Raw genomic sequence first — 22,928 nt, forward strand, 5'->3', positions numbered from 1 at the left:
ACGATGGCTAACATTTATACGGGTAATGGATTAAAAATTTTCTATAATGAAGATACGGCAAACCGACTACCACAGAACGCAGGTAATGAACAAATTAGCGAAATTGCCGCTATGCCAACATTACATATTGCAGCGGCAATGGCTCAGGTTGAAACATATAATAGTGAGTATGTAGAACAATTAGCGGGTGAACAGAATGTAGATCCAGTTGAAATTACTGTTAACTATATTCCTGGCGACTACACTCATACATTTTTAGATGAAGCGACCGAAACACAAAAGGAATTTCAATTAATCCTTATTCGTCGCCATAGTGAAGGGACATTAGACTATTCACTAATGAATGGACGAATTTCAGCAGCCGCATTAAGTGGTGATAAAGATTCTGTAGTACAGAAAACATATACATTTACCCCTACAGAAATGATTGTACGTGACGCTACCGCACTTGCAAGTGTAGAACTATATGAAGGTTCATATGGTGTTGGTAGTAATGGTGTGGACGTACCCCAATATGAACCATTAACCCCAACGGGAAATAGTTTTATTAAGGTTCCCGCAGATCAGATCGGTAATCCCGTTAGTGTAGATATGATGGGTGTAGGTCTTATTGATGGTAATACATTTAGTTCTATTGCCATGACTAAAAGCGGATCACTCGCTATCTATGCAAAAAACCAAACAACGGCATGGACTCGAATCCTAACAAGTAATTTGGGTGATTCAAAATATGTAGCATTAACAGGTGATCAATCAATTGACGGTACTAAGACTTTCATTAAAGGGATCTATGTAGACTCATTAACATCAAGTAATGGTATTAGTGGTAAATCACTTACAGTAACTGAAAGTATTAATGGTGATAGTATTACCGTTAATAACTCCACACTAGGTACAGCACAGGCCGATAATCTAACATTGGGTCAACCTTTGAGTGTGGCAAATGGTGGTACAGGTAGTAAGAACGCCACAGATGCACGTTCAGCATTGGGAGTTAAGGCCGCAGGTACATTTGATATTGTGCCAATTGCAAATGGCGGTACTAATGCGAGTACGGCATTACAAGCCCGTATTAATCTTGATCTAATTTCAAAAACTGAAAGTGATACACGCTATCTAAAAACGGCAAGTAATCTAAGTGATTTGTCCGATGTAGGAGCAGCCCGTACTAACTTATTGGTACAAGGATTACAATGCAATTCAAACACGGCTAGTAGTGCTTTTAACGTCTTATATAGTCCAGATGGTTCAAACTCATTCCGTTTAGCTAATGATGGTTCATGGCGTGTAGCAGATAGTAATGGTAATAGTATTCCATTGGTTGTAACTGGTGGCGGTACGGGAAGTAATAGCCCAGCAGGTGCTAGAATTAACCTACAATTGGATTGTTACAATCAATCCACCAGTGAAACATATATACAATCACCCGATAAGTTAAAATATTTTACAATTAATAACTCTTCATGGGGTATGTGGAATACTCAAGCAAACTCATTTATACCTCTTGGTATTCAACAGGGCGGCACGTCAGCAAACGATGTATCAACCGCGAAAGTTAATTTACAGGTGGACCGTCTAAATCAATTTGGTGTAACTACAAGTATTACGTCTGGTGATCGTACTAAATCAATTATCGTAAATGATGGTGGTACATGGGGTGGTTATAATGAAACTTCCCAATCATATATTCCACTAGGTATAAATCAGGGTGGTACGGGGGGATGGGATCAACAATCTGCTAGAGCAAACTTAGGTATCGAAAGACTACAACAACAAGATAACGGTACTTTTATACGTGGTAATGGTACTTCTAATGTCGGTCTATTTGTAATGGATGGTACATGGGGTGCAATGAATTTAAGTTCAGGTGCTCGCATTGCTCTACCTATTAACAATGGTGGTACAGGTGCATTAGATGTAAATGGTGCTCGTAATAATCTTGGATTGGGTAAAATACAAAATGCTAACTTTGGTGGTGTATTTGCTGATACATGGAGTGATGCAACATTATATAACGGTGGTATCATCGCAAGTACATTATATAATACATCTTCTGGTGTGCGTGCATTAGGTCGTATGTACACAGAAATTCAATCAGATGGAATACCAAAACTTACACTACACGCAAGTGATGGCACAACCAACCAAAACGCATATTACCAATTCTATTCTAATGGTACAGTTTCTGGTATTTCCACCATCGATATTTCGGGTAAAACTCGTACAGGCACATTAGCAGTAGTAGATCGTATGTCAGTTGGCACACCCGGCGATGCACAAGGGTTAGGAGCAAGATCTATTGCGATTGGAGATCATGATACCGGATTTGCACAGCGTAGTGACGGTGTACTTGATGTTTATACCGATGGGGCAAACTTCTGTACTTTTACTACAAGTGGATTTACTACTACAAAGCCTATTACAAGTTCAACCCCAGCAGCTAGTAGTGGATTGTACTTAACTGGTAATGGTAGATCTGGCGGCGAAAACGCTCTAGTACGTGGAAAAGTAGATGGTGTAGATTTCTGGGATGGTTGGAGAGATCAAGCATCAGGCTTACTTGTAGAGATGCCACGTGTGGGAATGATTAGTACAATATGGAAATGTACACATTGGGGTACTAACCACGTAGCGGCGATGCAGGTTTATTATCCTACTTCCGGTATTTGGTATACAAGTATTGTAACTGGCAATGCGAGATGTATTTTCGGTTCAGATGGTGTTAACTCCGCTTCAAACTGGTTAAGTACTTCCGATAAACGATTAAAATCTAATATTGAACCCATCACCGGATCACTAGATAAACTAAAACAAATCACTGGTTACACATATGATAAGCGTAGCGATTTGGAACCGAATGAACATACTTTCACTACTCATGAAGCAGGTGTAATTGCACAGGAAGTACAGAAGGTATTACCGGAAGCAGTTTCATCAGTTGGTGATGACAAGATTCTTGGTGTTTCATCATATGCTTTACAGGCACTTGTAATTAACTCTGTTAAAGAACTAAACGATAAAGTTGATTCTATTACCATTCCAACTAATGAACTAGATGAAATGCGTAATACTATTAAAGATCAACAATCCCAAATTGATGAACTAAAAGCATTAGTACAATCACTTCTAAATAAATAAATACAATCGGGGTGACAGGAAGTTACCCCAATCATAACTTATATAAGGATATAAAATAATGGCTATGGATATTTTCAGCGGTGCTAATATTACCGTGTCAATTGGTACAAGTGCGGGTAAAGTACTTGCAACTGATTTTCAAGTAGTACCAGAAGTTGCATCATTTACTACAAGTGGTTTTGAATCAGTAGTTATTGATGTAGTTACTTTTAACAGTGCATATAATCGTAAACTACTTGGTACTAAATCTATTCCCGACATTGATCTACAGGTTAACTATCTACCAGATAATGCGGTACATCAGAAACTAGAAACTCTTGCAGATGAGCAAAAACGTTGCCAAGTAAAATTAGAGTACTTCACAGATGCCGCGAAAACCGCAGGGTTCTACGTAGTTTATACTTGCTTTGTTTCCTCAACTACCATTGATGGCGATAAGGATCAGGTAGTTACAAAATCATTTACTCTTGCAGTTGATGGTGAAGCAATTGAATCAGGTCTAATTGGCGAATAATACTAAATAAGGGTGATAGCAGTTGTTATCACCTTTTTTATTACCTTAAGGAAACAAAATGAACATTGAAAAACTAAAAAACAAACTAAAACCAAAACTATATGAACATAACCTAGAGGGCGAAACTGTATATATTCACCGTCCAAGTGCACGTGATTTTTCAAAATGTGATAATGTTGAAAACACACTAATCTATTGTGTGAAAGATGAAAATGGTGATCCAATTTTTGCAAGTGAAGATATTGATGGACGTATTAATGTAACATCCATTGATTTTCAATATCAGAATGAACTATATGGTGCAATTCTAAAACTTGTCACTGAAATGGATAAAGTTGATGAAGTAGAAAAAAAGTAATCGAGTCTCCAGACTTACGCTATTACCTAAAAATGATTAATAAGCGTGGTTTATCCCCCGCCGAATTTGAAGATTTAGATCCTGATTTATTTGAGGCATTAGTTATATTTGATCAGTTTATAGAACCGTCAGGATCTAAAATGGATATGCTGTATTATTCCCATCTATGCCACACAATGACAATGAATACTCCAGGAATGACTAAAGAACTTGCAAAGAAAATCAAGTATAAAGATTACGACTTTTTAGGTTTACTGGATGACCGAGAAACAAGTAAAGAGCGTATTACTAGAATAAACAAGCAAAGGCAAGAATCGGAATTCAATAAACTAGGTGAAGCGATTAAAGCCCAAGCCATGATGAAAGGGAAAAGTAATGGCAGAAAATAAAAAAATAAAAGTTGAAATTGTTGGTGATAGTACAGGACTAGAAAAGTCACTTAATACCGCAGAAAAGAAACTTGATTTATTTGGTAAAAATATTGGTGGTGGTCTTGGTGGCTTATCACGTGATGTTGGCGGTGCATTTGGGTCTATGTCAATGGGGCTAACTGGTGTAGCTACTGGTGCTGGTCTTGCAGTAACGGCACTTGGGGGGCTTGTATTAAAGCTAAATGACGCAGTAAGAGAACTAAACCAAATATCAAAACAGTCGGGAATGTCAGTAGAAACTTTACAGCAGCTACAGAGGGCATTTTATAGTACAGGTCTATCCGTTGATAAATTTGCCGACATTAACCAAGATTCATTAGATAAGATGGGCGATGCAATAGCCAATGGCGGTACTATCGCAGATGATCTAAAAAGTGTCGGGCTTGATGTTAATAACTATATCAATTACATGATACAAAAAGATGGTGGTGTTAAAGCAGTCATACAAATGTTCTATGATCTTAAAGCGGCAGGTGCATCAGTAGCTGAAACTAAATTCTTACTTGAATCAGTTGCTAGTGATGCGTCCCGTATGGGTGAAGTACTAGAACAATCAGCAAATGCAAGTGAAGCATGGAATAAGATCCATAGTGAAACAATTGCTATTACTAATGAAAGTGCAAGAGCATTCGAACAGTTCGATAAAAACTTAAATGACTTAACCACTACTGGACAATTTTTTTTATATGAGTTTATTACTCCAACAATTGAAGAACTGAATACATTATTTGGATGGTTTAATAAAGATTGGGATAAAACAAAGTTAGTTGAACTAATGAAGGGTGGATTTAAAAACTTTTTCTTTGGCGGTGATGGTGCAATACCAGAGTTTCTACGTGATCAATTCGATGTATCAGCTACTGAAGTAACAAGCCAGGCAAGGGACACACTTCTAAACTCTATCAGTTCGCTTCAGGGTGATCTACAGGCCGCCGTAGATGCGGGTAAAGGCCAAGATAAGTTAAAAGAGAAACAGAAGAAACGCGAGCAGGACGAAGCCAAGAACGAAGCCGATAAACTTCAAAAAGCACGTGACGCAGACGCAGCAAAGGCCGCAGCAGCCCAGAAAAGAGCAGCTACAGAACGTTTAAATGCACAAAAGACATTGGATGCAGCCATTACCGATATGGTAGTTGGTACTAATGAACGTCAATTAGCCATGTTTGACCGCCAACAAAAAGAGTTAGTACAGAAGATTAAAGACAGTGCCAAAACTCTTGGATTGTCTCAGGGTGATTTAAACAAGCTATTACTTGATCAGCAAGCAAGTGCAGCAAGCAAGCGTACCGATATGGTTAATCAAATGATTGGTTATCAAGATCCAAACCAATCGATGAAAAATAATATTGGACTCCTACAAAGTGGTTCATTAAATCAAAACCAAAAGAATTATCTTGCAGATCAACAAGCACAGGGATTAGGTCAAAACGCTAATACTCAACGTCAATTAGATAGTAATACGGAAGCAATGAATCTTGAATTGCAACAAAATGAATTACTACTAAAAGGTCATGAAGATTTTGAACGCCGTAAATCTGAAATTACTGCTAAGTATGCGGCACAGGCCGTACAGATCCAACAACAGGAAACTATGCAAATAATGCAAAGTATGGAAGATTCAATGGGTCAAATTGGACAAGGGATGGCGGCGGCTTTTGGTCAATCCTCCGGTGCGGCACAGGCATTCTTTGCCGTTCAGAAGGGTTTAACTATTAGTATGACTATTATGAAGATCCAAGAAGCATTAGCGGGAGCATTAGCATTAGGTTTTCCACAAAACATTCCTGCATATGCACAAATAGCGGCAATGGGTATGAGTATTATTAGTACAGCAACTGGTGCAGGATCTGGGCAATTCCACGGCGGTGTCGATGAATTACCATCTAACTATGATAATAAATCATTCCTACTTAAAGCGGGTGAGCGTGTAGTACAGCCAGCCGCCAACCAGGATCTAATTAAGTTCCTCGATGAACAAAAGGGGAATAATGGTTCATATTCTGGTGGTGGTGAAGTAACAATCTATTCACCACTAATCGTAAAAGGGAACGTAGACGATCCCGAAACATGGAATAAGATGTTACAGAAAAACCAAAACAACGTCGCACAGGCCGTTAGAAGTAGCCAAAAACGTAATACATAAGAGGGGGGGGCATATTGCCCCCTTTCTTTATAAATACAGGAGAATAATTAGAAGGAATCTAAAATGAATTTTTCAAGTAATATTAAAGTTAATGAAGTTACACTATCAAGTACTATGCCCCAATACTCACAACGTGCATGGACAGGGGAAGAACTACGCCGTAGTGCGGGCATTCAATACTATACCATTAAATTCAATCTATCTTTTGAAATGAAAGATAGACATGAAGTACAGGCATTTATTGCCGAGTATCAGCAAGGAAAGCCATTTAACGTACCATTGGGTAGAGCTGGAACATATACGGGTACAGAATCTGGAGCGATTACCGCAGCGGGGGCAGTTGCTAAGGGATCAATGATCATTCCAACAACACAAAATACATTACGTGTGGGTGATTTAGTACAGTTCAGTAATCACAAAAAGCTATATCAGATTGTTGAAACTACAGGTACACAATTAACCATTTTCCCACAGCTTAGAAATAATGTAGGCATGGGTGAATCAGTGATTTATAACAACCTGTCTATCACCGCAACACTAGATGTTGATCAAACTTTTGATATGGCTATTCAAAGTGTTTCAACAATTCAATTCAACGCTACGGAGTACCTAAGATAATGGATGATTCAATTCTAACTAATCCCGCATTATTAAAATATTGGGAATTACTACGCGGTGAAACACTAACACGTTTATCAATTAGTGATTTAATGTCAATGGGTATTCACGTTACTACATTTGATTTGTTACCACGTTCAGTTAACGCCATATATTGGAATGATGGATTCACGCAACTTTCCCTAAATGGTGTTTTATATGAACCCTTTCCCGATTTAGTACAGGATTCATTACCTTCATTCAGTGAAGAAAAGGGAATTAGTAATGATACGATTGATTTTACAGTTTCCAATGTGGATAACGCCACAAGAATCATGGCAATGTCAGGACAACTAGATAAGGCAAAGTTAAATATTTCCCTTGTCATTTTGAACCCATATGATTCTACTCCTATCTATCAACAAAGAATGTTTTCAGGATTCATTGAAAACTTTGAATGTACCGTGAACCCATTTAGTGAGATTAACGAAATGAAAGTTACCGTGAATAGTGTATACCAACGTTTAGACTTAACTCCAAAAACATTAGCAAGTAATTCAGTCTATCAGAGTTATTACCCAAATGACGCGATTATGTCACTACTAGGGCAGGTTAATAAAGAGGATCAAGTATGGCGTTACAAATAAGTAAAGTTTATGAAATATGCCAAGATGCATTAAATAACCCCTATAGTTACGGTACTAATGATTGTAATATTGTTGCAATTAGAGTACTTGATTGTATTGCTGGTACAGATTGGGAAACTAAAGCAGACTATGACAGTCTTATAAGTGGTATTAAGAATCTAAAAGAATTGGGTTTTGAAAGCACAGCAGATATTATCAAACAACATTCAGATAAAGTTAAATACACAATCGATGGTGATATTTGGGTAGATCCAGATAACCCCCATACCGTGGCAATAGTCGTTTCCGGTCGTCTATTGGGGGTAAATAAAGAACATACAGAATTTAATATAGTTCCACGTAGAAAGGATGGGGACTATTATAGAATAAGGAAATAAAACTATGGGCGGCGGTGGCGGCATTGGTAATTTTTTTGGGGCAATCCTAACAGCGGTAGTAGTAGCGGTTGCGGTGTACTTTTCAGGTGGTACGGCATTAGCGGCAATTGGTTATGGTGCAGCGGCAGGGGCTGTATCACTCGTAGCAACAAGTATGCTTTCACAAATTGGTGCACAGGGATATGGGGATGTAACGGATACTTTAAGCCGTAGTACATCCCCTGCAACGGGGTTGCCTGTAATATATGGTGGTCAATTTCCACATAAGGATGATAAGCATCAAGGATCATTCGTACTAACTGGTACTATCAATAACTGGTATGCAGTTAAAGACAATGAATCACAATACTTCTTTTCTTCACAGGTAGTTGCTATGTCGGGTGTAGAACCCTATATAGAGCAAATCTATTTTGATAACGTTCCTGTACTTGATGCACCCATTACACAGGATGGTATTGTAGGTAATAATATTATTTCATCTAAGTTTCGACCATACCTTCAATTGGAAGTGCGTTTTGGTGGTGACTATAATTCAACTTCATCTCTTGCAAAAACATATGCGGGGGAGAAATGGAAAGATAACTTTTATGGTAAGGGTGTTGTAGCAGTCTATGCAGTAATTAAAAAGACTCAACAATCATTAGAAGATAATATTTTAACAAATGATAATTTCACAATGAATGTTGAGTTAAAAGGTCAAAAAATCTATGATTTCTATACAGGTACTACCTTTGCCACTTCATGCCCTGTAAGCCAGATTTATGACTACCTAACTAATTCTATCTATGGTATGGGATTAGATCCACAATTAATTAATATTGAGTCATTCGAAGAGTCAGCAGCATATTGCAATTCAGTTGGTCTATACTCGAATGGTGCAATTAGCTATCAGGATACATATAAAAAGAATATTGAAAACATTCTCCAAACATTTGGAGGTATAACATATGTACATGGTGGACAAATTTGCATCACGGTTGATCGTAAAACATTATCGGTACAATCATTTGATGAATCAAATATGGTTGGTGATTTGAAAGTAATCACATCCGGTAATCAGGACTATTATAATGTTCTAGATTGTCAGTTTACTAGTGTTAAGAATAACTACTCAACGGATGTAATACGTATTCCATCAGATATTAGTACAGATGATGTTATTAAGTCAGATGGTCAAGTAATCCCCCTAAGCCGTGATTTTTCCTGGATTTATTCGGAGCGTGCAGTAAATCTACTTGCGAATAGTGAATTACGCAAGGCACGATTTGCCCTTAAAACAATCCAATTTACCACAGGGGAAGCGTGGGATTTAAAAGTGTGGGATTCAATTACTGTTAAGAATAGTGAATTGGGTATTAATGGAAAATTCAAAGTACTAACCAAGTCAGTAGCGACCGATCAAAAGAACGTGGGCTATTGTCAGATTTCGGCGGTTGAATATCCAGATGCAATATTTGATGGTGATGATTCATTGGTATTCCCTCCAGCGGGAACAATTTCGGGTGGTGCAGGTAATGTACTAACTGTACTACCGCCAGTAAATCTACAGGTATTCCGTAAAGGTACAATTACTACGGGTAACGTAGTAACGGTTGATTGGGATGCAAGCCCCGATCCCAATTTACGTGGATATTATGTGTACTATAAATTATCTAGTACTAATACATGGACGTATGCCGGATCTACTTCAGTAATGTCTACGGAATTCGATATATACGGTTTAGATGAAAGTCAAAACTATGACTTTTCCGTAGAAGCATATAACATCCTTAACCGTCGTAGTGCTAAATTAACGTTAGAAGGTATCAAGCCTGAATTTAATTTCACATTACCCGCAGTTACTGGTGTTATTCTTGCCAATAGTACCGAATCCGTATACGTCACAGATTCGGGTGATTTTAATATACGTTGGGATAACCAGAAGAATTTACCAGTGAATGGTAGATCATTCAGTGATTATTTTAGGTATTATGTTATTAACATCTATAATGGTAATTCATTAATTAAAACTTTCTATACTCAAGAGAGTTTCTTCAATTACACACTAGCATTGAATGAATCTAAGGTACGTAAACCAACAATTGGTATTATTGCTCAGGGTTATAATTCGGGTACATACTCACAGGAAGTGAAAATTACCGTTGAAAACAAACAATGTAAACAGGCACAGGGTTTAACAATTGGTGGTGGATTTGGTAATTTATTTTGTTCATGGACTCCATCTAATGAACGTGATTATGCAGGTTGTGTAATTTCCATGATCTCAGGTACTCAAACCAGAGTTTACATTAGTAATAAACCGGAATTCGATTCTGTACCTAATATTACGGATGGTGAATATAAAGTAAAAATTGGTTTTTTTGATATCTTTGGACAAGACAATATAATCTATACTCCAGAGCAGACTATTTCAATCAATTCCAAGTATCAATTCACACAGGAAGATGCGAATGAAATTAATGGTATTCTAGATCTTGATAAACGTTTAGATGATACATTGAGTAATGCAGTAAATGAAAGTAGTGAATATACTAATACACAGATTGGTGTACTTCAAAATAAAATTGATAATGATATTAGTGCCAAGATTACCGAAATGAATCAAACTATTGTTGATAATAACACGGCAACTACACAACAAATTACACAATTGAAAAGTGAAGTTGATGGAAATATTGCAAGTGTAAACCAACAAATGGTTACTAAGGCCGATAAATCTACAGTAGATGCACAATATACTTTATCTGTTAATGCAGGTGGTACGGTAGCTGGTATGCGTTTAGTGGCAAGTGAAGGAACTAGTAATAATTCGGCAATATATTTTGCGGCAAATAAATTTATTGTATCTGGAACTGATACAGCCACTGTAGGCGGTACAGCACCATTTTCAATTATAAATGGAAGTACTTATATTAAGACGGCAATGATCCAACAGGGAAGTATCGGTACAGCATATATAGGTGATTTGTCAGTTACCAATTCTAAAATTGCCGACCTGTCAGTTAACTCAGCTAAAATTGTTGATGGCTCAATAACAAACTTAAAGATAGGTAATGAGATCTATAGCAATAACTATCAATGGAACTCTTCAGGGTGGTATATTGGGAAAGATGGTACAGCATTGTTCTATAACGGCTATTTTCGTGGTGGGATTTATGCGGATTCAGGTAACTTTGGTCTAAATGGTAATGGTGGGGTAGTTATTAATGGTAATGGAATTACCGTCCCGTTATCTAATGGGGGGCGTGTAGTCGTTGGACGTTGGTAATAGAAAAGGGGGCAATTGCCCCCTTAATATGAATCCGGTAATAGTATCATCGGCATATTGATATTCATGTTATATGAGGCGTCCCAACCATTGGAAGGAGTACCACCAAATACTTTATTGTATGCGGAACGTACATATCCACCAGAACGTACTAAACCTTTATATCGTGCATTACCAAAACCACCTACCATACGTACTTGTGTACCTGTATAGCAAACGTTAATGTACTTATTACCTATGTATTGATTTGAATCACTAATTGTTATTGTACTATCAAATAAGAAAGGTTTTTTAGTGGTTGAAAATGTACATTGTCCCGCAGGGTTATACATTGTAATACCTTCCCCCGGTACGGGTGGTGTTTGGTTGAATACAACTACATCGATTGATACAGCCCCTGCTACATCATCACGTCCTGTATAATTTATATCACGTACTATTAAATTAGTACCGTCAAAGCCTACGGAAACGTTTGGGTTATCCCACTTACAAAATGGTATTCCACCTACTGGAATTGAAGCCTGACCGTTAACGTACATATTACCAGACCATGCACATGTTAATATTGTACCAACGTTAGATATAGCGGTAAAATTAGTTGAATCTGCAACTAGCAAACCTTCATTATAAGAAGCAGCCGGAAGTACTTCAAAAGCTAAACCATCAAATGCAATACTACGTGAACCTTGTCCACCTTTATTACCAAATGATACGACCATGTTAGAATAGTCATTACGTGCAACGGATGTAATATAGTAAATTTCTGGTAAACTAGTTACTTGTACAACACTGACAGGATTAGTTGGGATGAATATTACTTGTGATCCTACATTACTAGGGGCAGGAAATGTAATACTACCATTACCGAATCTATCGGTATTACCTCGATTGCTTTGTGTTAGTGTCCCGCAATATGCAGGTGCACGTAGTCCCGCTGTAATATGCATTGGTTGTCTACCATCATTATAATCAATTAAAATTCCTTCAGCCATTTATAATCCCTCGCTCAATTAGTTATAATATTTATAAATATAATTACAATAATAATAATAGCAAATAAGGAATATAATATGGGTTGGGAAAGCATTTTTGCTGTTATCTTTGCGGGTGGTGCATTGCTATGGAATATCTTTAGAGATAAAGGGGATGATATAGATAAGTTAGCATCACGTCTTACTAAACTTGAATCATATACAGAACACAATAAAGTGGATATGGAAAGATTAGAGAAAAAACAGGGAGAATTAGACGACAGTCTACAGGAATTACAATCACAAATTCACCAATTAGATTTAAAAGTTGAGCGTATTCTTGCAATTCTTGAAAAAACTAAGGGGGCATAATGCCCCCTTTTATTTGTTAGTTAATTGATTAACCATATCATTTAAACGATTTGGTGTCTGTCTATACCATAGGGAATCTTTAGCTTGTCTAATTGCTTCCTTATAATCCTGTACTTTTAGTGCTGCAATCATCTTTTTGAATTTCTTAGTACCTGCTAGCCCTAACTGGAATACCATAATCACCATGAAATCTTCCCAATCTTTCGGGAGTACTAGACCAAGTGTTTTTACATCTTTCTTAGTACGGTCAATATCCCATGCCAATAATAGATCGGCATCTAATGGGGTAATACCTGATTTGAATTTTTCTTGTTCACTTGGTAGTACTTTATGTCCATAACCAATAGTGTCGTATCCTTCCGTATCTGCATACATCCAGAATTTACCTTGTTTAAAGTATCCACGTGTTATTTGGTACTCTTTTGTACCTTCATAATTAATTAATCGTTGTTTTAAATCCATTCAATAAATACCTCATAAGAATAATAATTTATGAGGTATTTATGAATGATTGGTTATATTCACCAGACTGGACTGAAAATGATTTGTTAGATGGTAGTTCGGTTGGTTTTGTTTACATGTTCCAATTTGATGATGGTACATTTTATTTGGGGGTTAAACAGATATGGAAAGGGGTTAAGGATTCAACCAAACTTAAGGGAAGTGAAAAAGAAAATGGGTGGCGTGATTATCGTTCTAGTTCCAAGAAAGTACAGAAGATGATCGACTCAGGAATGAACTATACCCGTACTATCTTATGGGGATTTGAAACAATGACAGAAGCAAACTATGTAGAGTCTTTTTTAATTCTCACTCATTCACTTGATGAAAACATATTGAATATGGCGATGATGAGTAAATGCCGTATCCCAACTGGAACCAATAAGAGAAAACTTAGAGGAATCATACAGACTATTGAAGGGTGGTTAAGATGAAAGTAAAAACTAAAATCAGTGGGCTAACCAGTGCAAAGGGTTTTCTAAACTCGGAAGGTAAAAAGTATGGTAATCAATTTCAGGATGAATTAATTTCCCGTTCCCGTACATTATCAAGACAAATACAGGCCGATATGTCGGCGGCAATAGATAAGGGTCCAGTTCCATTTACTAATAGTGCGGTACTATTCTTTTATGGAAAGAGTGGTACTAGTGTTACCTGTACTATCATGATTAAGGATATTCAGGCCAAGTACTTATATGATGTAATTGTAAAACCTTCCCATATTAATAAATTTGTACCTACCAGTGCGGCAAAGATGACTAAACAGGGGAACATTTCACAATTAAAAAGTGGTTTAGCAAAGGGTAAATATAAGACGGTAGTACAGAATGGTAAGAAGTACTTAATCGATACTACTAAAAAAGACACTAAAGATAAAACAAAGAGGATAATTGGTGTACGCGAAAGTAAAAAACGCAAGCTCGTATATGACTTTTATAATGAGGCAGAACAGGGGGCTATTGCGATTATAAGCGGCATACAAGGACACTTTAAATTAAAAAGAGGCTAGGCATGGACTTTGAACAACATTTTAATGATGACACACCATACATAACACTTGATGGGTTTACACCAATGGCAAATAGTAAGCCCATTGATAATATTTTCCTGAATAAGAAAGTAAAAAAAGAACTTAAAAGTAGTGGTTACACTTCATCTCAACATATGAATGTAGTTTACGACAAGAAGAAACCAATCAAAGTTGGTAGTACTTTACGTTGGGAATTACGCGGTATGGGTTTTGATGTGGTAGTTTTAGGGTATGGTGAATTGTTCGTTAAAGGTCTAAGAGTACATGCATATTGTGTAGGAATCATGGAATGATTAGTGTAATCATAGAACTAATAAAATCTGGTCTATCTTTTTTCCAGAAAAAACAAGAGAAAGAAATTGATAAGACTGTAGTTACTACTCAGGAAAATAACGAGACAAATAGAGAAGAAATCAAAAAGGGCTTTAGTGGTCGTAATTTCTTGTTTTATGTTCTCGGAACTATCATAGCGTGGAATTACATTCTAGTACCACTACTTGATTACTTTGGTATTGTGCTATTTTCACTACCTTTAGGTGAAATATTCACATTGCTTAGTCTTATGTTAGGTGGTGGATAATATCAAGCCCATGTATCTACGTGGGCTTTATTTTTTACTCTTCAAAATACATATCATACCTACCATAACCACCGGGTGTATCTCTATTATAAGTACAATATGCTAGTGATAGTATTATTATAGCAAATATACATTCACCAATAATTCTTTTCATTTACCCCCTAAATACCCGTACAACAACTGTACAAGGGTATTTTATGGCAAGAGTAACTAAAAAGGAATCACAACAACATTTAAAAGTGATGGACTTAATACATTCAGATAGGCAACTAACAGAAGATGATAAAGAGTTTATTTTTAATAACTACAAAGGTGATGGTATCGGGGCTACTGGTGCTTTCTTCACTCCCGAAATGTTAGCATGGGATTTTATACTAGATGCTGGCTGTACTGGTGACTGTATAGAGTTATGTGCGGGTATTGGTCGCCTCAGCTACTACCAATTTATACGTAATAAACCTTCACACATCACATGTGTAGAACTGAATCCTGAATACGTACTTATTGGTAAACGTGTACTACCACAAGCCGAATGGATCACTGGTGATGCACTACAATACACACCAGACCGTTTCTATCGTGTTGCCTATGGCAATCCTCCTTTCGGTAAGATCAACACGTCAGAGGCGTTTACAGGCCGTTATACGGGTAGTGAATTTGAGTACAAGATAATTGACAGGGCAAGGGAGTATTCCAGCTATGGGGCATGGATTGTTCCACAGGGTAGTGCGGGGTTTATGTACTCAGGCCATACATACTATGACCGCTCGATACAGTCTGCTAAGTACATCAAATTTGAAAAGGATACGGGGCTAATCTTACATCCTGGTGTGGGCATCGATACATCAATCTATCGTGACCAATGGAACGGTACTAAGGTAACTTGCGAATCCGTGTTAGTTGATTATCAATAAGTTAAATGGATAGCATAAAAAATAACACAATATATTTATTGATTTTTCGGGCAGCCGAGGGAGACAAAGCCGATTTTCGGCTGGTGGGTTACATTGCTCATAGCGTAAAAATTGTTCAGTTATTGGAATATTCAGGGCACGGATTCTACAGAGTTCTGAATAAAAATTGTATCGCAATCTCATACCATCAGTCGCCACGCCCGGCGTGGAATTAAAGATTATTTGTAAATTGTGTTAATTTTCGGTGATGGATTGATCCTGGACACGACTTTGTTCAAAAAATGACCATACTATTAAGTTGCACCATAGTTGGAAAGAGGAGGAACAAAGTATGGTTGTTGACAGACTGAGAACCGATCTTCTCAACAAATTGATAAACGCCCGTGTCGAACTTGCCGCTTATCTGCTGTTGAGAAAAGCGAAAGGCTACATGTCAGTCAGCGAGAGCGATCGTCTGCGTGATAATTTTTTTGCACTGAATCGCGAATTGCACGAGCAATCACAGCTTCACGGTAGGCATCTTGATCAGGAAGAGTGGAATGCCCTTCATCGTGCTGAAGGGGCGTTAGCCGCCGCCGCTGTTTGTCTTATGAGTGGACATCACGATTGTCCAACTTTTATCGCCGTTAACGCAGAGAAACTGGAAAACTGCCTGACAACGCTGACGCTAAGTATCCAGTGTTTGCAATCTTATTCAACGCTGGAACACGTCTGAATCAGGGGGAGGGCGCTCCCCCTTTTCGTTAAGATTATGTAAATGTGGCGGGATAATTCCCCTTGCTGGCTACGCTTTATGCAGAGCCATTAAGGAGGTGTTATGCGTCGACTCTTTCTCTGTGCTGTCCCACTCGCGCTATTTTCCTCTTATGCCGCCGCGGTAGAGGTGGAAGTGCTGCAAACGAAACTCGATCATCCGTGGTCGCTGGCGTTTTTACCCGACAATCGCGGCATGCTCATTACGCTCAAAGGCGGCCAGCTTCGACTTTGGCAGTCAGGGAAGGGGCTTTCCGACCCGCTGACCGGCGTACCCAAAGTCTGGGCGAATGGTCAGGGGGGATTGCTTGATGTGGCATTAGCACCGGATTTTAAACAATCTCGCCGGGTGTGGCTTAGCTTTGCTGAAGCTGACGGTGAAGGTAACGCCGGGACAGCGGTTGGTTACGGACGACTGAGCGACGATCTCAAACATCTGCAAGGGTTCCAGACCATTTTTCGCCAACAGCCGAAGCTCTCCAGCGGAAACCATTTTGGCGGACGTATGGTTTTTGATGGCAACGGTTATCTGTTTATTGGCCTTGGTGAAAACAATCAACGTTCTACCGCACAGGATCTGGATAAGCTGCAGGGCAAGGTCGTACGACTGACCGATGAGGGAAAAATTCCGCCGGATAATCCGTTTGTGAAGAGGGCAGGAGCGCGGGCAGAGATTTGGTCATATGGTATCCGCAACCCGCAGGGGATGGCGATGAATCCCTGGAGCGATACGCTGTGGCTTAATGAGCATGGTCCACGCGGGGGCGATGAAATCAATATCCCCGAGAAAGGGAAAAACTACGGCTGGCCGCTTGCGACCTGGGGCGTTAACTACAGTGGTCTTAAAATTCCCGAAGCAAAAGGCCCAATTGTTGCTGGAACAGAGCAACCCATCTTTTACTGGGAAAAGTCACCGGCGGTCAGCGGAATGGCTTTTTATAATAGCGATACCTTCCCACAGTGGCGGCAGAAGTTATTTATTGGCGCGTTGAAAGATAAAGAAGTGATCGTGCTGAGCGTCAAAGGGAATGCCGTCACCGAAGAGGGTCGTCTGTTGCAGGAAAGGGGACAACGGATCCGTGATGTGCGCGTCGGACCAGACGGGTACTTATACGTACTAACCGACGAGTCCGACGGGGAATTACTGAAAGTGAGTCCCTGATTTAGTTAGCTGACCGGGATCATCACGACTTTTTGAAACGCCGGACGTTCGGTCAGTTGCTGATACCAGTGCTCCAGATGTGGGCGCGGGGTCCAGCTCAGGCCAACGTTGAACAGGTTATAGATAAACGGCGCAACGGCGATATCGGCAGTGCCAAATTCAGCCCCGGAGAACCATGGCTGGTCCGCCAGCGCGTTATCCAGAATGGCAAACAGGTTATCGCACACCTGACTACCTGCCTCGATCGCCGCCATATCGCGTTTCTCGGCAGGGGTTCTGACCAGGCCAAACAAGATAACCCGATGCGCAGGACTTAGCGTCTGGTTTGCCCAGTCCATCCATTTTTCACCGACGGCGCGCGCGGCCGGGGCGTCAATCCACAAACGCTTTTGTCCGTACTGAGCTGCCAGATAGCGGACAATGGTATTGGATTCCCACAGAACAACGTCCGTTTCATCATCACGTAGCAGCGGGACCAGTCCGTTCGGGTTGAGTGCCAGATAGTCGGTATCGCGGTTACCGCCATGCTGTCCGCCCGCCAGAATTTGGTTATACGGCAGTTCCAGTTCCTCGAGCGTCCACAATACTTTTTTTACGTTGGTCGAGTTATTGCGACCCCACAGTGTAATCATAGTAACCCCGCAAATTAATTGAGCAGCTTTATGGCTGCAGATGCCATCTGACTAGCCCACATGGTGGGGTAAACCTAATATTTACGCAACAAAGTCTAAAAAAATCGCGCCAGGAGCAGCGCAGCGCGGTGTTATTGCATAAACTTTAAAAACTTTACCAACTTACGGTTTCTTTAAGCTCGTTAGTGCGTTATTACTCACCGCACTTATTTTACACGTCATCCATCAGACCTTTTCTGCATGGGTTGGCCAGGGTCGCCTGGCTGGTTTTGTGTAAACACGGTGTGGTATGACGTGGTTTTTTGGAATGGATACTCGGGTGGCATTTATGACGCAATACTTCTCTTCACTTCGCAGCTTTGCTGCAGGTTCTGCACTCTTAATCCTTTTGGCGCCGAGCGTACAGGCGGCGGAGCAACCAACGGCCCCACCGAGCGTCGACGCGCGCGCGTGGATCCTAATGGATTACGCCAGCGGTAAGGTACTGGCGGAAGGTAATGCTGATGAGAAACTGGATCCTGCCAGTCTGACCAAGATCATGACCAGCTATGTAGTCGGTCAGGCGCTGAAGGCCGGGAAAATTAACCTCAACGACATGGTCACCGTGGGCAAAGACGCCTGGGCGACCGGTAATCCGGCCCTGCGCGGTTCGTCGGTTATGTTCCTCAAGCCCGGCGATCAGGTTGCAGTGTCCGATCTGAACAAAGGCGTTATCATCCAGTCTGGTAACGATGCCTGTATCGCACTGGCTGATTACGTTGCCGGCAGCCAGGAATCCTTCATTGGTCTGATGAACGGCTACGCGAAAAAACTGGGGCTGACCAATACCACTTTCCAGACCGTGCATGGCCTGGATGCGGCAGGACAGTTCAGTACCGCACGTGATATGGCCCTGCTCGGGAAGGCGCTAATCCACGATGTACCGGAAGAGTACGCTATCCACAAAGAGAAAGAATTTACCTTTAATAAAATCCGCCAGCCGAACCGCAACCGTTTGTTGTGGAGCACCAACCTGAACGTGGACGGTATGAAAACCGGTACCACGGCCGGGGCGGGATACAACCTGGTCGCTTCCGCGACCCAGGGGGATATGCGCCTGATTTCCGTGGTGTTGGGGGCGAAAACCGACCGCATTCGTTTTAATGAGTCAGAAAAGTTGCTGACCTGGGGCTTCCGCTTCTTTGAAACCGTTACGCCGATTAAACCGGATGCCACTTTCGTGACGCAGCGCGTCTGGTTTGGCGATAAGAGTGAGGTTAATTTGGGTGCCGGAGAAGCGGGCTCGGTGACTATCCCGCGTGGTCAGCTCAAAAACCTGAAGGCCAGCTTTACCCTGACCGAACCACAGTTAACCGCGCCGCTGAAGAAAGGTCAGGTTGTGGGAACTATCGACTTCCAGTTGAACGGGAAATCCATCGAGCAGCGTCCACTGATGGTGATGGAGGCCGTGGAAGAGGGGGGATTCTTTAGTCGCATGTGGGACTTTGTGATGATGAAATTCCACCAGTGGTTTGGCGGCTGGTTCTCTTAATCTTAGCGTTTGCCGGATGACGCTATCGCCATCCGGCAGTATCGCTTAATACATCAGTTTGATACGTTGCGCTTTCGCGTACTCAACAAACGCCTCGTCAGGACGGCTATCGCTGACGATGGTATTAAAGCGTTTTACTTCACCCATCCGCGCAGGACGTACCTTACCAAATTTGCTGTGATCGACCACCAGCACGTGATGCTGCGCCATCGACATCGCCCAGTGTTTCACCGGTAGCTCTTCCAGGTTAAAACAGGTCGCGCCTTTCTCAATATGAACGCCAGCTGCGGAATAAAAAGCGATATCCGGGCACAGGTTGTTCAGCGTTTCCTGGAAATCAAGCGGTTTGAAAATTGCGTTGCTGGCATGGAATTCGCCACCACACAGAATGACGCGGCACTGCGGTTTTTCCTGCAGCACCAGAAACGTATTCAGCGAGTAGCAGATTGCGGTGAAAGGCAATTCATTGTCGATAGCCTCAATGATCCACGGCGTGGTGGTACCACAGTCGAAAAAGATAGTCTGGTGTGCCTGCACGAGGCTTGCCGCCATCTGGGCGGCACGGCGCTTTTCATCAACCAGTCGGGATTTTTGATCGCTGATTAAATAGTGATTGGCGCTGCGGGGTTCCAGAACAATATAGCCCCCGAGCAAGACGACGGGAGCATCGTGATTATTCAGGTCGCGACGAATGGTCATCTCAGATACGCCCAGCAGCGTCGCGGCTTCTTTGAGGTGTAATTTATCGCTGCGTTTCAGCGCCTGCAGTAATTGACCAATACGCTCGTCGCGTCGAGTTTCCATAGTTCCCCTGGAGAGTAGAATAAGTGCTCAGTATCGCGCTTAATACTACTCTTTTTACCGTGGGTTAGTCACGCACCCAGCCTTTACGGATGGGCAGAGCGAAGCAGGCGCGATAGCCATTTTGCAAGCCGAGGTACAGGGGCGTGCCAAACCGCTGCCAGATCATCTGGGCGCTCAGGCAGCCAATCAGTCCGGCGAGTAATCCTCCCAGCATATCCAGCGGCCAGTGTACGCCAAGGTAGACCCGCGACCAGGCAATCGCCACAGCAACGACCATCAGCAGAGCGCCCGTCCACAGGCGATGCCAGAACAAGAAAGCCAGTGCAAAGGTAAAGATAACCGTACCGTGATCGCTCGGGAAAGAGTCATCCGCCGCATGATGCAGGAAGTTGTAACCGATGTGGTTAACAAACGGACGATCGTGAGGAAACAGATGCCCCATCAGCCATGAAATCGTCAGACCGACGATCAGCGCAATCGCCATTTTTATAACTAACTGGCGCTGGAGAGTAACCTGGGCCCGCGGCCCCCAAAGCCAAAGCACAACGGCTAACAGCGGTACGATGTTAATCAGGTCTTTGGCAATAAAAATGGCAAGCGATATCATCCATTGCGCAGAGTCCGGCGTGGCATTGATGAGATAAAAAAGTGAGTTGTTCAGATTTTCCAGCATAACGTCCAGACTCAGTGTAATCGTTAAAAAGGCCCATGAGGGGAGAGCATAAAATTGCTTTCACGGGATAAAAAGCGGTCTTGTCTTATTTGTCTGTTAAATGACTATTTTTCAGACAATTAATGAGACTTATTGAACATGATAGCGGCCTCAACTTAAATTAACCTTAACGCAAAATGTTCCTGAGCAATGAGTGTAAAAATGTGCGCAATTTGCTTGCAAATCACATAATTCACTATCACCAGTACGGCGCATTTATTACACTTTGCGCGATTTTCCTATAGTTAAGAGACTGCATGCAGAACCGTTTATCTTCAGGCGCCCGTTTGGGGCGTCAGGCATTACTTTTCCCTCTCTGTCTGGTGCTTTACGAATTCTCTACTTATATCGGCAACGATATGATCCAGCCCGGAATGTTGGCGGTGGTGGAGCAATATAATGCCGGATTAGATTGGGTGCCCACATCCATGACCGCCTATCTGGCTGGCGGCATGTTTTTGCAGTGGTTATTAGGACCGCTGTCGGATCGAATTGGACGTCGCCCGGTGATGTTAACCGGCGTGCTCTGGTTCATTGTGACCTGCCTTGCAACCCTGCTTGCGCAGAATATTGAGCAATTTACCTTCCTGCGTTTTTTACAAGGGATAAGCCTGTGCTTTATTGGCGCGGTGGGTTACGCCGCAATTCAGGAATCCTTTGAAGAAGCGGTGTGCATAAAAATTACTGCGCTGATGGCAAACGTAGCGTTGATTGCGCCCCTGCTGGGGCCGCTGGTCGGCGCTGCCTGGGTACATGTTCTGCCGTGGGAAGGGATGTTTATCCTGTTTGCCGCCCTGGCCGCCATCTCTTTTTTTGGTCTGCAACGCGCGATGCCGGAAACGGCAACCCGGCTTGGTGAAAAGCTGTCGATTAAAGAGCTGGGCAAAGATTATAAGCTGGTGCTGAGGAACGTGCGCTTCGTTGCAGGCGCGCTGGCATTGGGTTTTGTCAGCCTGCCGTTACTGGCGTGGATTGCGCAGTCCCCGATTATTATCATCAGCGGTGAACATCTCAGCAGTTACGAATATGGCCTGTTGCAGGTACCGATTTTTGGCGCGTTGATTGCCGGTAACCTGGTACTGGCGCGCCTGACCTCGCGAAAAACCGTACGTTCGCTGATTATCATGGGCGGCTGGCCAATCGCCGTCGGGCTGGTGATTGCCGCTGCGGCCACGGTGGTGTCATCCCATGCGTATCTATGGATGACGGCGGGTTTAAGCATCTATGCGTTTGGTATTGGCGTGGCGAATGCGGGACTGGTACGTCTGACGCTGTTTGCCAGTGAAATGAGTAAGGGCACGGTTTCTGCCGCCATGGGTATGTTGCAGATGCTGATTTTTACCGTCGGTATTGAGCTGAGTAAACACGCTTATCTGCTCGGAGGAAACGGCTTGTTCAGCCTGTTCAATCTGGCAAGCGGCGTACTGTGGGTGATTCTGATGGTTATCTTCCTGAAAGATAAACGGGTAGGGGATTCACGGGAAGGTTAAAGC

At 41.6% G+C, this 22,928-nt stretch carries 24 protein-coding genes; 19 read left to right on the plus strand and 5 right to left on the minus strand.

Annotation, left to right across the window (positions count from 1 at the left end; all coding sequences use genetic code 11):
- Window positions 1–3 precede the first annotated feature (3 nt).
- The 9 genes from OGV52_RS05785 (at window position 4) to OGV52_RS05825 (ending at window position 11,473) form a co-directional block, all read left to right on the plus strand.
- Window positions 4–3,138 (plus strand): tail fiber domain-containing protein, encoded by a 3,135-nt coding sequence (locus tag OGV52_RS05785; protein ID WP_287108219.1) that lies wholly within the window; start codon window positions 4–6, stop codon window positions 3,136–3,138.
- A gap of 58 nt (window positions 3,139–3,196) precedes the next feature.
- On the plus strand, window positions 3,197–3,652 hold the full coding sequence (locus tag OGV52_RS05790) for a phage tail tube protein (protein WP_089669740.1): 456 nt from the start codon (window positions 3,197–3,199) through the stop codon (window positions 3,650–3,652).
- Between the two features lie 58 nt (window positions 3,653–3,710).
- Window positions 3,711–4,010, plus strand: coding sequence for a hypothetical protein (locus tag OGV52_RS05795; RefSeq protein WP_089669739.1), 300 nt, complete (start codon window positions 3,711–3,713; stop codon window positions 4,008–4,010).
- Between the two features lie 32 nt (window positions 4,011–4,042).
- The gene (locus OGV52_RS05800; RefSeq protein ID WP_157903991.1) at window positions 4,043–4,399 is read left to right on the plus strand and encodes a hypothetical protein; all 357 of its coding nucleotides are present in this window, start codon (window positions 4,043–4,045) and stop codon (window positions 4,397–4,399) included.
- Complete coding sequence (locus OGV52_RS05805; protein ID WP_089669735.1) at window positions 4,386–6,584, plus strand: phage tail tape measure protein; 2,199 nt, start codon at window positions 4,386–4,388, stop codon at window positions 6,582–6,584. The genes OGV52_RS05800 and OGV52_RS05805 overlap by 14 nt, the downstream gene beginning before the upstream one ends.
- A 63-nt stretch (window positions 6,585–6,647) precedes the next feature.
- On the plus strand, window positions 6,648–7,202 hold the full coding sequence (locus OGV52_RS05810) for a hypothetical protein (protein WP_244566467.1): 555 nt from the start codon (window positions 6,648–6,650) through the stop codon (window positions 7,200–7,202).
- On the plus strand, window positions 7,202–7,828 hold the full coding sequence (locus tag OGV52_RS05815; RefSeq protein WP_089669734.1) for a DUF2163 domain-containing protein: 627 nt from the start codon (window positions 7,202–7,204) through the stop codon (window positions 7,826–7,828). The genes OGV52_RS05810 and OGV52_RS05815 overlap by 1 nt, the downstream gene beginning before the upstream one ends.
- Window positions 7,813–8,205 carry a DUF6950 family protein gene (locus OGV52_RS05820; RefSeq protein ID WP_089669731.1) on the plus strand — a complete coding sequence of 131 codons (393 nt, stop codon included), beginning with the start codon at window positions 7,813–7,815 and terminating at the stop codon, window positions 8,203–8,205. The genes OGV52_RS05815 and OGV52_RS05820 overlap by 16 nt, the downstream gene beginning before the upstream one ends.
- A gap of 4 nt (window positions 8,206–8,209) precedes the next feature.
- On the plus strand, window positions 8,210–11,473 hold the full coding sequence (locus tag OGV52_RS05825) for a phage tail tip fiber protein (protein ID WP_089669729.1): 3,264 nt from the start codon (window positions 8,210–8,212) through the stop codon (window positions 11,471–11,473).
- Window positions 11,474–11,496: 23 nt separating this feature from the next.
- Here the strand turns inward: OGV52_RS05825 and OGV52_RS05830 are convergent, their stop codons facing one another.
- Window positions 11,497–12,465: a DUF6453 family protein gene (locus OGV52_RS05830; protein WP_287108222.1), complete on the minus strand. Its 969-nt coding sequence runs from the start codon at window positions 12,463–12,465 to the stop codon at window positions 11,497–11,499.
- A gap of 78 nt (window positions 12,466–12,543) precedes the next feature.
- On the opposite strand from OGV52_RS05830, the gene OGV52_RS05835 reads away from it, so the two are divergent.
- Entirely contained in the window at window positions 12,544–12,816 is a 273-nt protein-coding gene (locus tag OGV52_RS05835) for a hypothetical protein (protein ID WP_089669725.1), read from the plus strand.
- Between the two features lie 9 nt (window positions 12,817–12,825).
- Here OGV52_RS05835 and OGV52_RS05840 read toward each other — a convergent pair whose 3' ends face one another.
- The gene (locus OGV52_RS05840; RefSeq protein WP_089669724.1) at window positions 12,826–13,278 is read right to left on the minus strand and encodes a glycoside hydrolase family protein; all 453 of its coding nucleotides are present in this window, start codon (window positions 13,276–13,278) and stop codon (window positions 12,826–12,828) included.
- A 41-nt stretch (window positions 13,279–13,319) separates the two neighbouring features.
- Here OGV52_RS05840 and OGV52_RS05845 point away from each other — a divergent pair, with 41 nt between their 5' ends.
- The 7 genes from OGV52_RS05845 (at window position 13,320) to OGV52_RS05875 (ending at window position 17,756) form a co-directional block, all read left to right on the plus strand.
- Complete coding sequence (locus tag OGV52_RS05845) at window positions 13,320–13,751, plus strand: GIY-YIG nuclease family protein (RefSeq protein WP_089669722.1); 432 nt, start codon at window positions 13,320–13,322, stop codon at window positions 13,749–13,751.
- On the plus strand, window positions 13,748–14,326 hold the full coding sequence (locus OGV52_RS05850) for a hypothetical protein (protein WP_172811828.1): 579 nt from the start codon (window positions 13,748–13,750) through the stop codon (window positions 14,324–14,326). Before OGV52_RS05845 ends, OGV52_RS05850 begins: the two co-directional genes overlap by 4 nt.
- A 2-nt stretch (window positions 14,327–14,328) precedes the next feature.
- Window positions 14,329–14,640, plus strand: coding sequence for a hypothetical protein (locus tag OGV52_RS05855; protein ID WP_089669720.1), 312 nt, complete (start codon window positions 14,329–14,331; stop codon window positions 14,638–14,640).
- Window positions 14,637–14,927: a hypothetical protein gene (locus OGV52_RS05860; RefSeq protein WP_089669718.1), complete on the plus strand. Its 291-nt coding sequence runs from the start codon at window positions 14,637–14,639 to the stop codon at window positions 14,925–14,927. The genes OGV52_RS05855 and OGV52_RS05860 overlap by 4 nt, the downstream gene beginning before the upstream one ends.
- A gap of 197 nt (window positions 14,928–15,124) precedes the next feature.
- Complete coding sequence (locus OGV52_RS05865) at window positions 15,125–15,841, plus strand: class I SAM-dependent methyltransferase (RefSeq protein WP_089669716.1); 717 nt, start codon at window positions 15,125–15,127, stop codon at window positions 15,839–15,841.
- 331 nt (window positions 15,842–16,172) lie between these two features.
- Complete coding sequence (bssR, locus tag OGV52_RS05870; RefSeq protein WP_235116573.1) at window positions 16,173–16,556, plus strand: biofilm formation regulator BssR; 384 nt, start codon at window positions 16,173–16,175, stop codon at window positions 16,554–16,556.
- Between the two features lie 102 nt (window positions 16,557–16,658).
- The gene (locus tag OGV52_RS05875; protein ID WP_181598413.1) at window positions 16,659–17,756 is read left to right on the plus strand and encodes a PQQ-dependent sugar dehydrogenase; all 1,098 of its coding nucleotides are present in this window, start codon (window positions 16,659–16,661) and stop codon (window positions 17,754–17,756) included.
- Window positions 17,757–17,761: 5 nt separating this feature from the next.
- Here OGV52_RS05875 and OGV52_RS05880 read toward each other — a convergent pair whose 3' ends face one another.
- Window positions 17,762–18,388, minus strand: coding sequence for a glutathione S-transferase family protein (locus tag OGV52_RS05880; protein ID WP_287108225.1), 627 nt, complete (start codon window positions 18,386–18,388; stop codon window positions 17,762–17,764).
- Between the two features lie 328 nt (window positions 18,389–18,716).
- On the opposite strand from OGV52_RS05880, the gene dacC reads away from it, so the two are divergent.
- Entirely contained in the window at window positions 18,717–19,919 is a 1,203-nt protein-coding gene (dacC, locus tag OGV52_RS05885; RefSeq protein ID WP_016156089.1) for a serine-type D-Ala-D-Ala carboxypeptidase, read from the plus strand.
- 45 nt (window positions 19,920–19,964) lie between these two features.
- On the opposite strand, the gene deoR is transcribed toward dacC, so the two are convergent.
- Entirely contained in the window at window positions 19,965–20,723 is a 759-nt protein-coding gene (deoR, locus tag OGV52_RS05890) for a DNA-binding transcriptional repressor DeoR (RefSeq protein WP_019076372.1), read from the minus strand.
- A 64-nt stretch (window positions 20,724–20,787) separates the two neighbouring features.
- On the minus strand, window positions 20,788–21,396 hold the full coding sequence (gene ybjG, locus OGV52_RS05895; protein ID WP_016156091.1) for an undecaprenyl-diphosphate phosphatase: 609 nt from the start codon (window positions 21,394–21,396) through the stop codon (window positions 20,788–20,790).
- 296 nt (window positions 21,397–21,692) lie between these two features.
- Here ybjG and OGV52_RS05900 point away from each other — a divergent pair, with 296 nt between their 5' ends.
- Window positions 21,693–22,925, plus strand: coding sequence for an MFS transporter (locus OGV52_RS05900; RefSeq protein ID WP_047501216.1), 1,233 nt, complete (start codon window positions 21,693–21,695; stop codon window positions 22,923–22,925).
- Window positions 22,926–22,928 lie beyond the last annotated feature (3 nt).

The organism is Citrobacter sp. Cb041 (assembly GCF_030336655.1).
In the GTDB taxonomy this organism is placed as follows: domain Bacteria; phylum Pseudomonadota; class Gammaproteobacteria; order Enterobacterales; family Enterobacteriaceae; genus Citrobacter; species Citrobacter braakii.

Excerpts from the sequence above, each read along its gene's own strand:
- ybjG (WP_016156091.1), bottom strand. The coding sequence starts at position 21,396 with ATGCTGGAAAATCTGAACAACTCACTTTTTTATCTCATCAATGCCACG.
- dacC (WP_016156089.1), top strand. The coding sequence starts at position 18,717 with ATGACGCAATACTTCTCTTCACTTCGCAGCTTTGCTGCAGGTTCTGCA.
- OGV52_RS05835 (WP_089669725.1), top strand. The coding sequence starts at position 12,544 with ATGGGTTGGGAAAGCATTTTTGCTGTTATCTTTGCGGGTGGTGCATTG.
- OGV52_RS05820 (WP_089669731.1), top strand. The coding sequence starts at position 7,813 with ATGGCGTTACAAATAAGTAAAGTTTATGAAATATGCCAAGATGCATTA.
- OGV52_RS05830 (WP_287108222.1), bottom strand. The coding sequence starts at position 12,465 with ATGGCTGAAGGAATTTTAATTGATTATAATGATGGTAGACAACCAATG.
- OGV52_RS05785 (WP_287108219.1), top strand. The coding sequence starts at position 4 with ATGGCTAACATTTATACGGGTAATGGATTAAAAATTTTCTATAATGAA.
- OGV52_RS05825 (WP_089669729.1), top strand. The coding sequence starts at position 8,210 with ATGGGCGGCGGTGGCGGCATTGGTAATTTTTTTGGGGCAATCCTAACA.
- deoR (WP_019076372.1), bottom strand. The coding sequence starts at position 20,723 with ATGGAAACTCGACGCGACGAGCGTATTGGTCAATTACTGCAGGCGCTG.
- OGV52_RS05840 (WP_089669724.1), bottom strand. The coding sequence starts at position 13,278 with ATGGATTTAAAACAACGATTAATTAATTATGAAGGTACAAAAGAGTAC.
- OGV52_RS05800 (WP_157903991.1), top strand. The coding sequence starts at position 4,043 with ATGATTAATAAGCGTGGTTTATCCCCCGCCGAATTTGAAGATTTAGAT.
- OGV52_RS05900 (WP_047501216.1), top strand. The coding sequence starts at position 21,693 with ATGCAGAACCGTTTATCTTCAGGCGCCCGTTTGGGGCGTCAGGCATTA.
- OGV52_RS05810 (WP_244566467.1), top strand. The coding sequence starts at position 6,648 with ATGAATTTTTCAAGTAATATTAAAGTTAATGAAGTTACACTATCAAGT.
- OGV52_RS05875 (WP_181598413.1), top strand. The coding sequence starts at position 16,659 with ATGCGTCGACTCTTTCTCTGTGCTGTCCCACTCGCGCTATTTTCCTCT.
- OGV52_RS05850 (WP_172811828.1), top strand. The coding sequence starts at position 13,748 with ATGAAAGTAAAAACTAAAATCAGTGGGCTAACCAGTGCAAAGGGTTTT.
- OGV52_RS05860 (WP_089669718.1), top strand. The coding sequence starts at position 14,637 with ATGATTAGTGTAATCATAGAACTAATAAAATCTGGTCTATCTTTTTTC.
- OGV52_RS05790 (WP_089669740.1), top strand. The coding sequence starts at position 3,197 with ATGGCTATGGATATTTTCAGCGGTGCTAATATTACCGTGTCAATTGGT.
- OGV52_RS05855 (WP_089669720.1), top strand. The coding sequence starts at position 14,329 with ATGGACTTTGAACAACATTTTAATGATGACACACCATACATAACACTT.
- OGV52_RS05815 (WP_089669734.1), top strand. The coding sequence starts at position 7,202 with ATGGATGATTCAATTCTAACTAATCCCGCATTATTAAAATATTGGGAA.
- bssR (WP_235116573.1), top strand. The coding sequence starts at position 16,173 with ATGGTTGTTGACAGACTGAGAACCGATCTTCTCAACAAATTGATAAAC.
- OGV52_RS05795 (WP_089669739.1), top strand. The coding sequence starts at position 3,711 with ATGAACATTGAAAAACTAAAAAACAAACTAAAACCAAAACTATATGAA.
- OGV52_RS05805 (WP_089669735.1), top strand. The coding sequence starts at position 4,386 with ATGGCAGAAAATAAAAAAATAAAAGTTGAAATTGTTGGTGATAGTACA.
- OGV52_RS05880 (WP_287108225.1), bottom strand. The coding sequence starts at position 18,388 with ATGATTACACTGTGGGGTCGCAATAACTCGACCAACGTAAAAAAAGTA.
- OGV52_RS05865 (WP_089669716.1), top strand. The coding sequence starts at position 15,125 with ATGGCAAGAGTAACTAAAAAGGAATCACAACAACATTTAAAAGTGATG.
- OGV52_RS05845 (WP_089669722.1), top strand. The coding sequence starts at position 13,320 with ATGAATGATTGGTTATATTCACCAGACTGGACTGAAAATGATTTGTTA.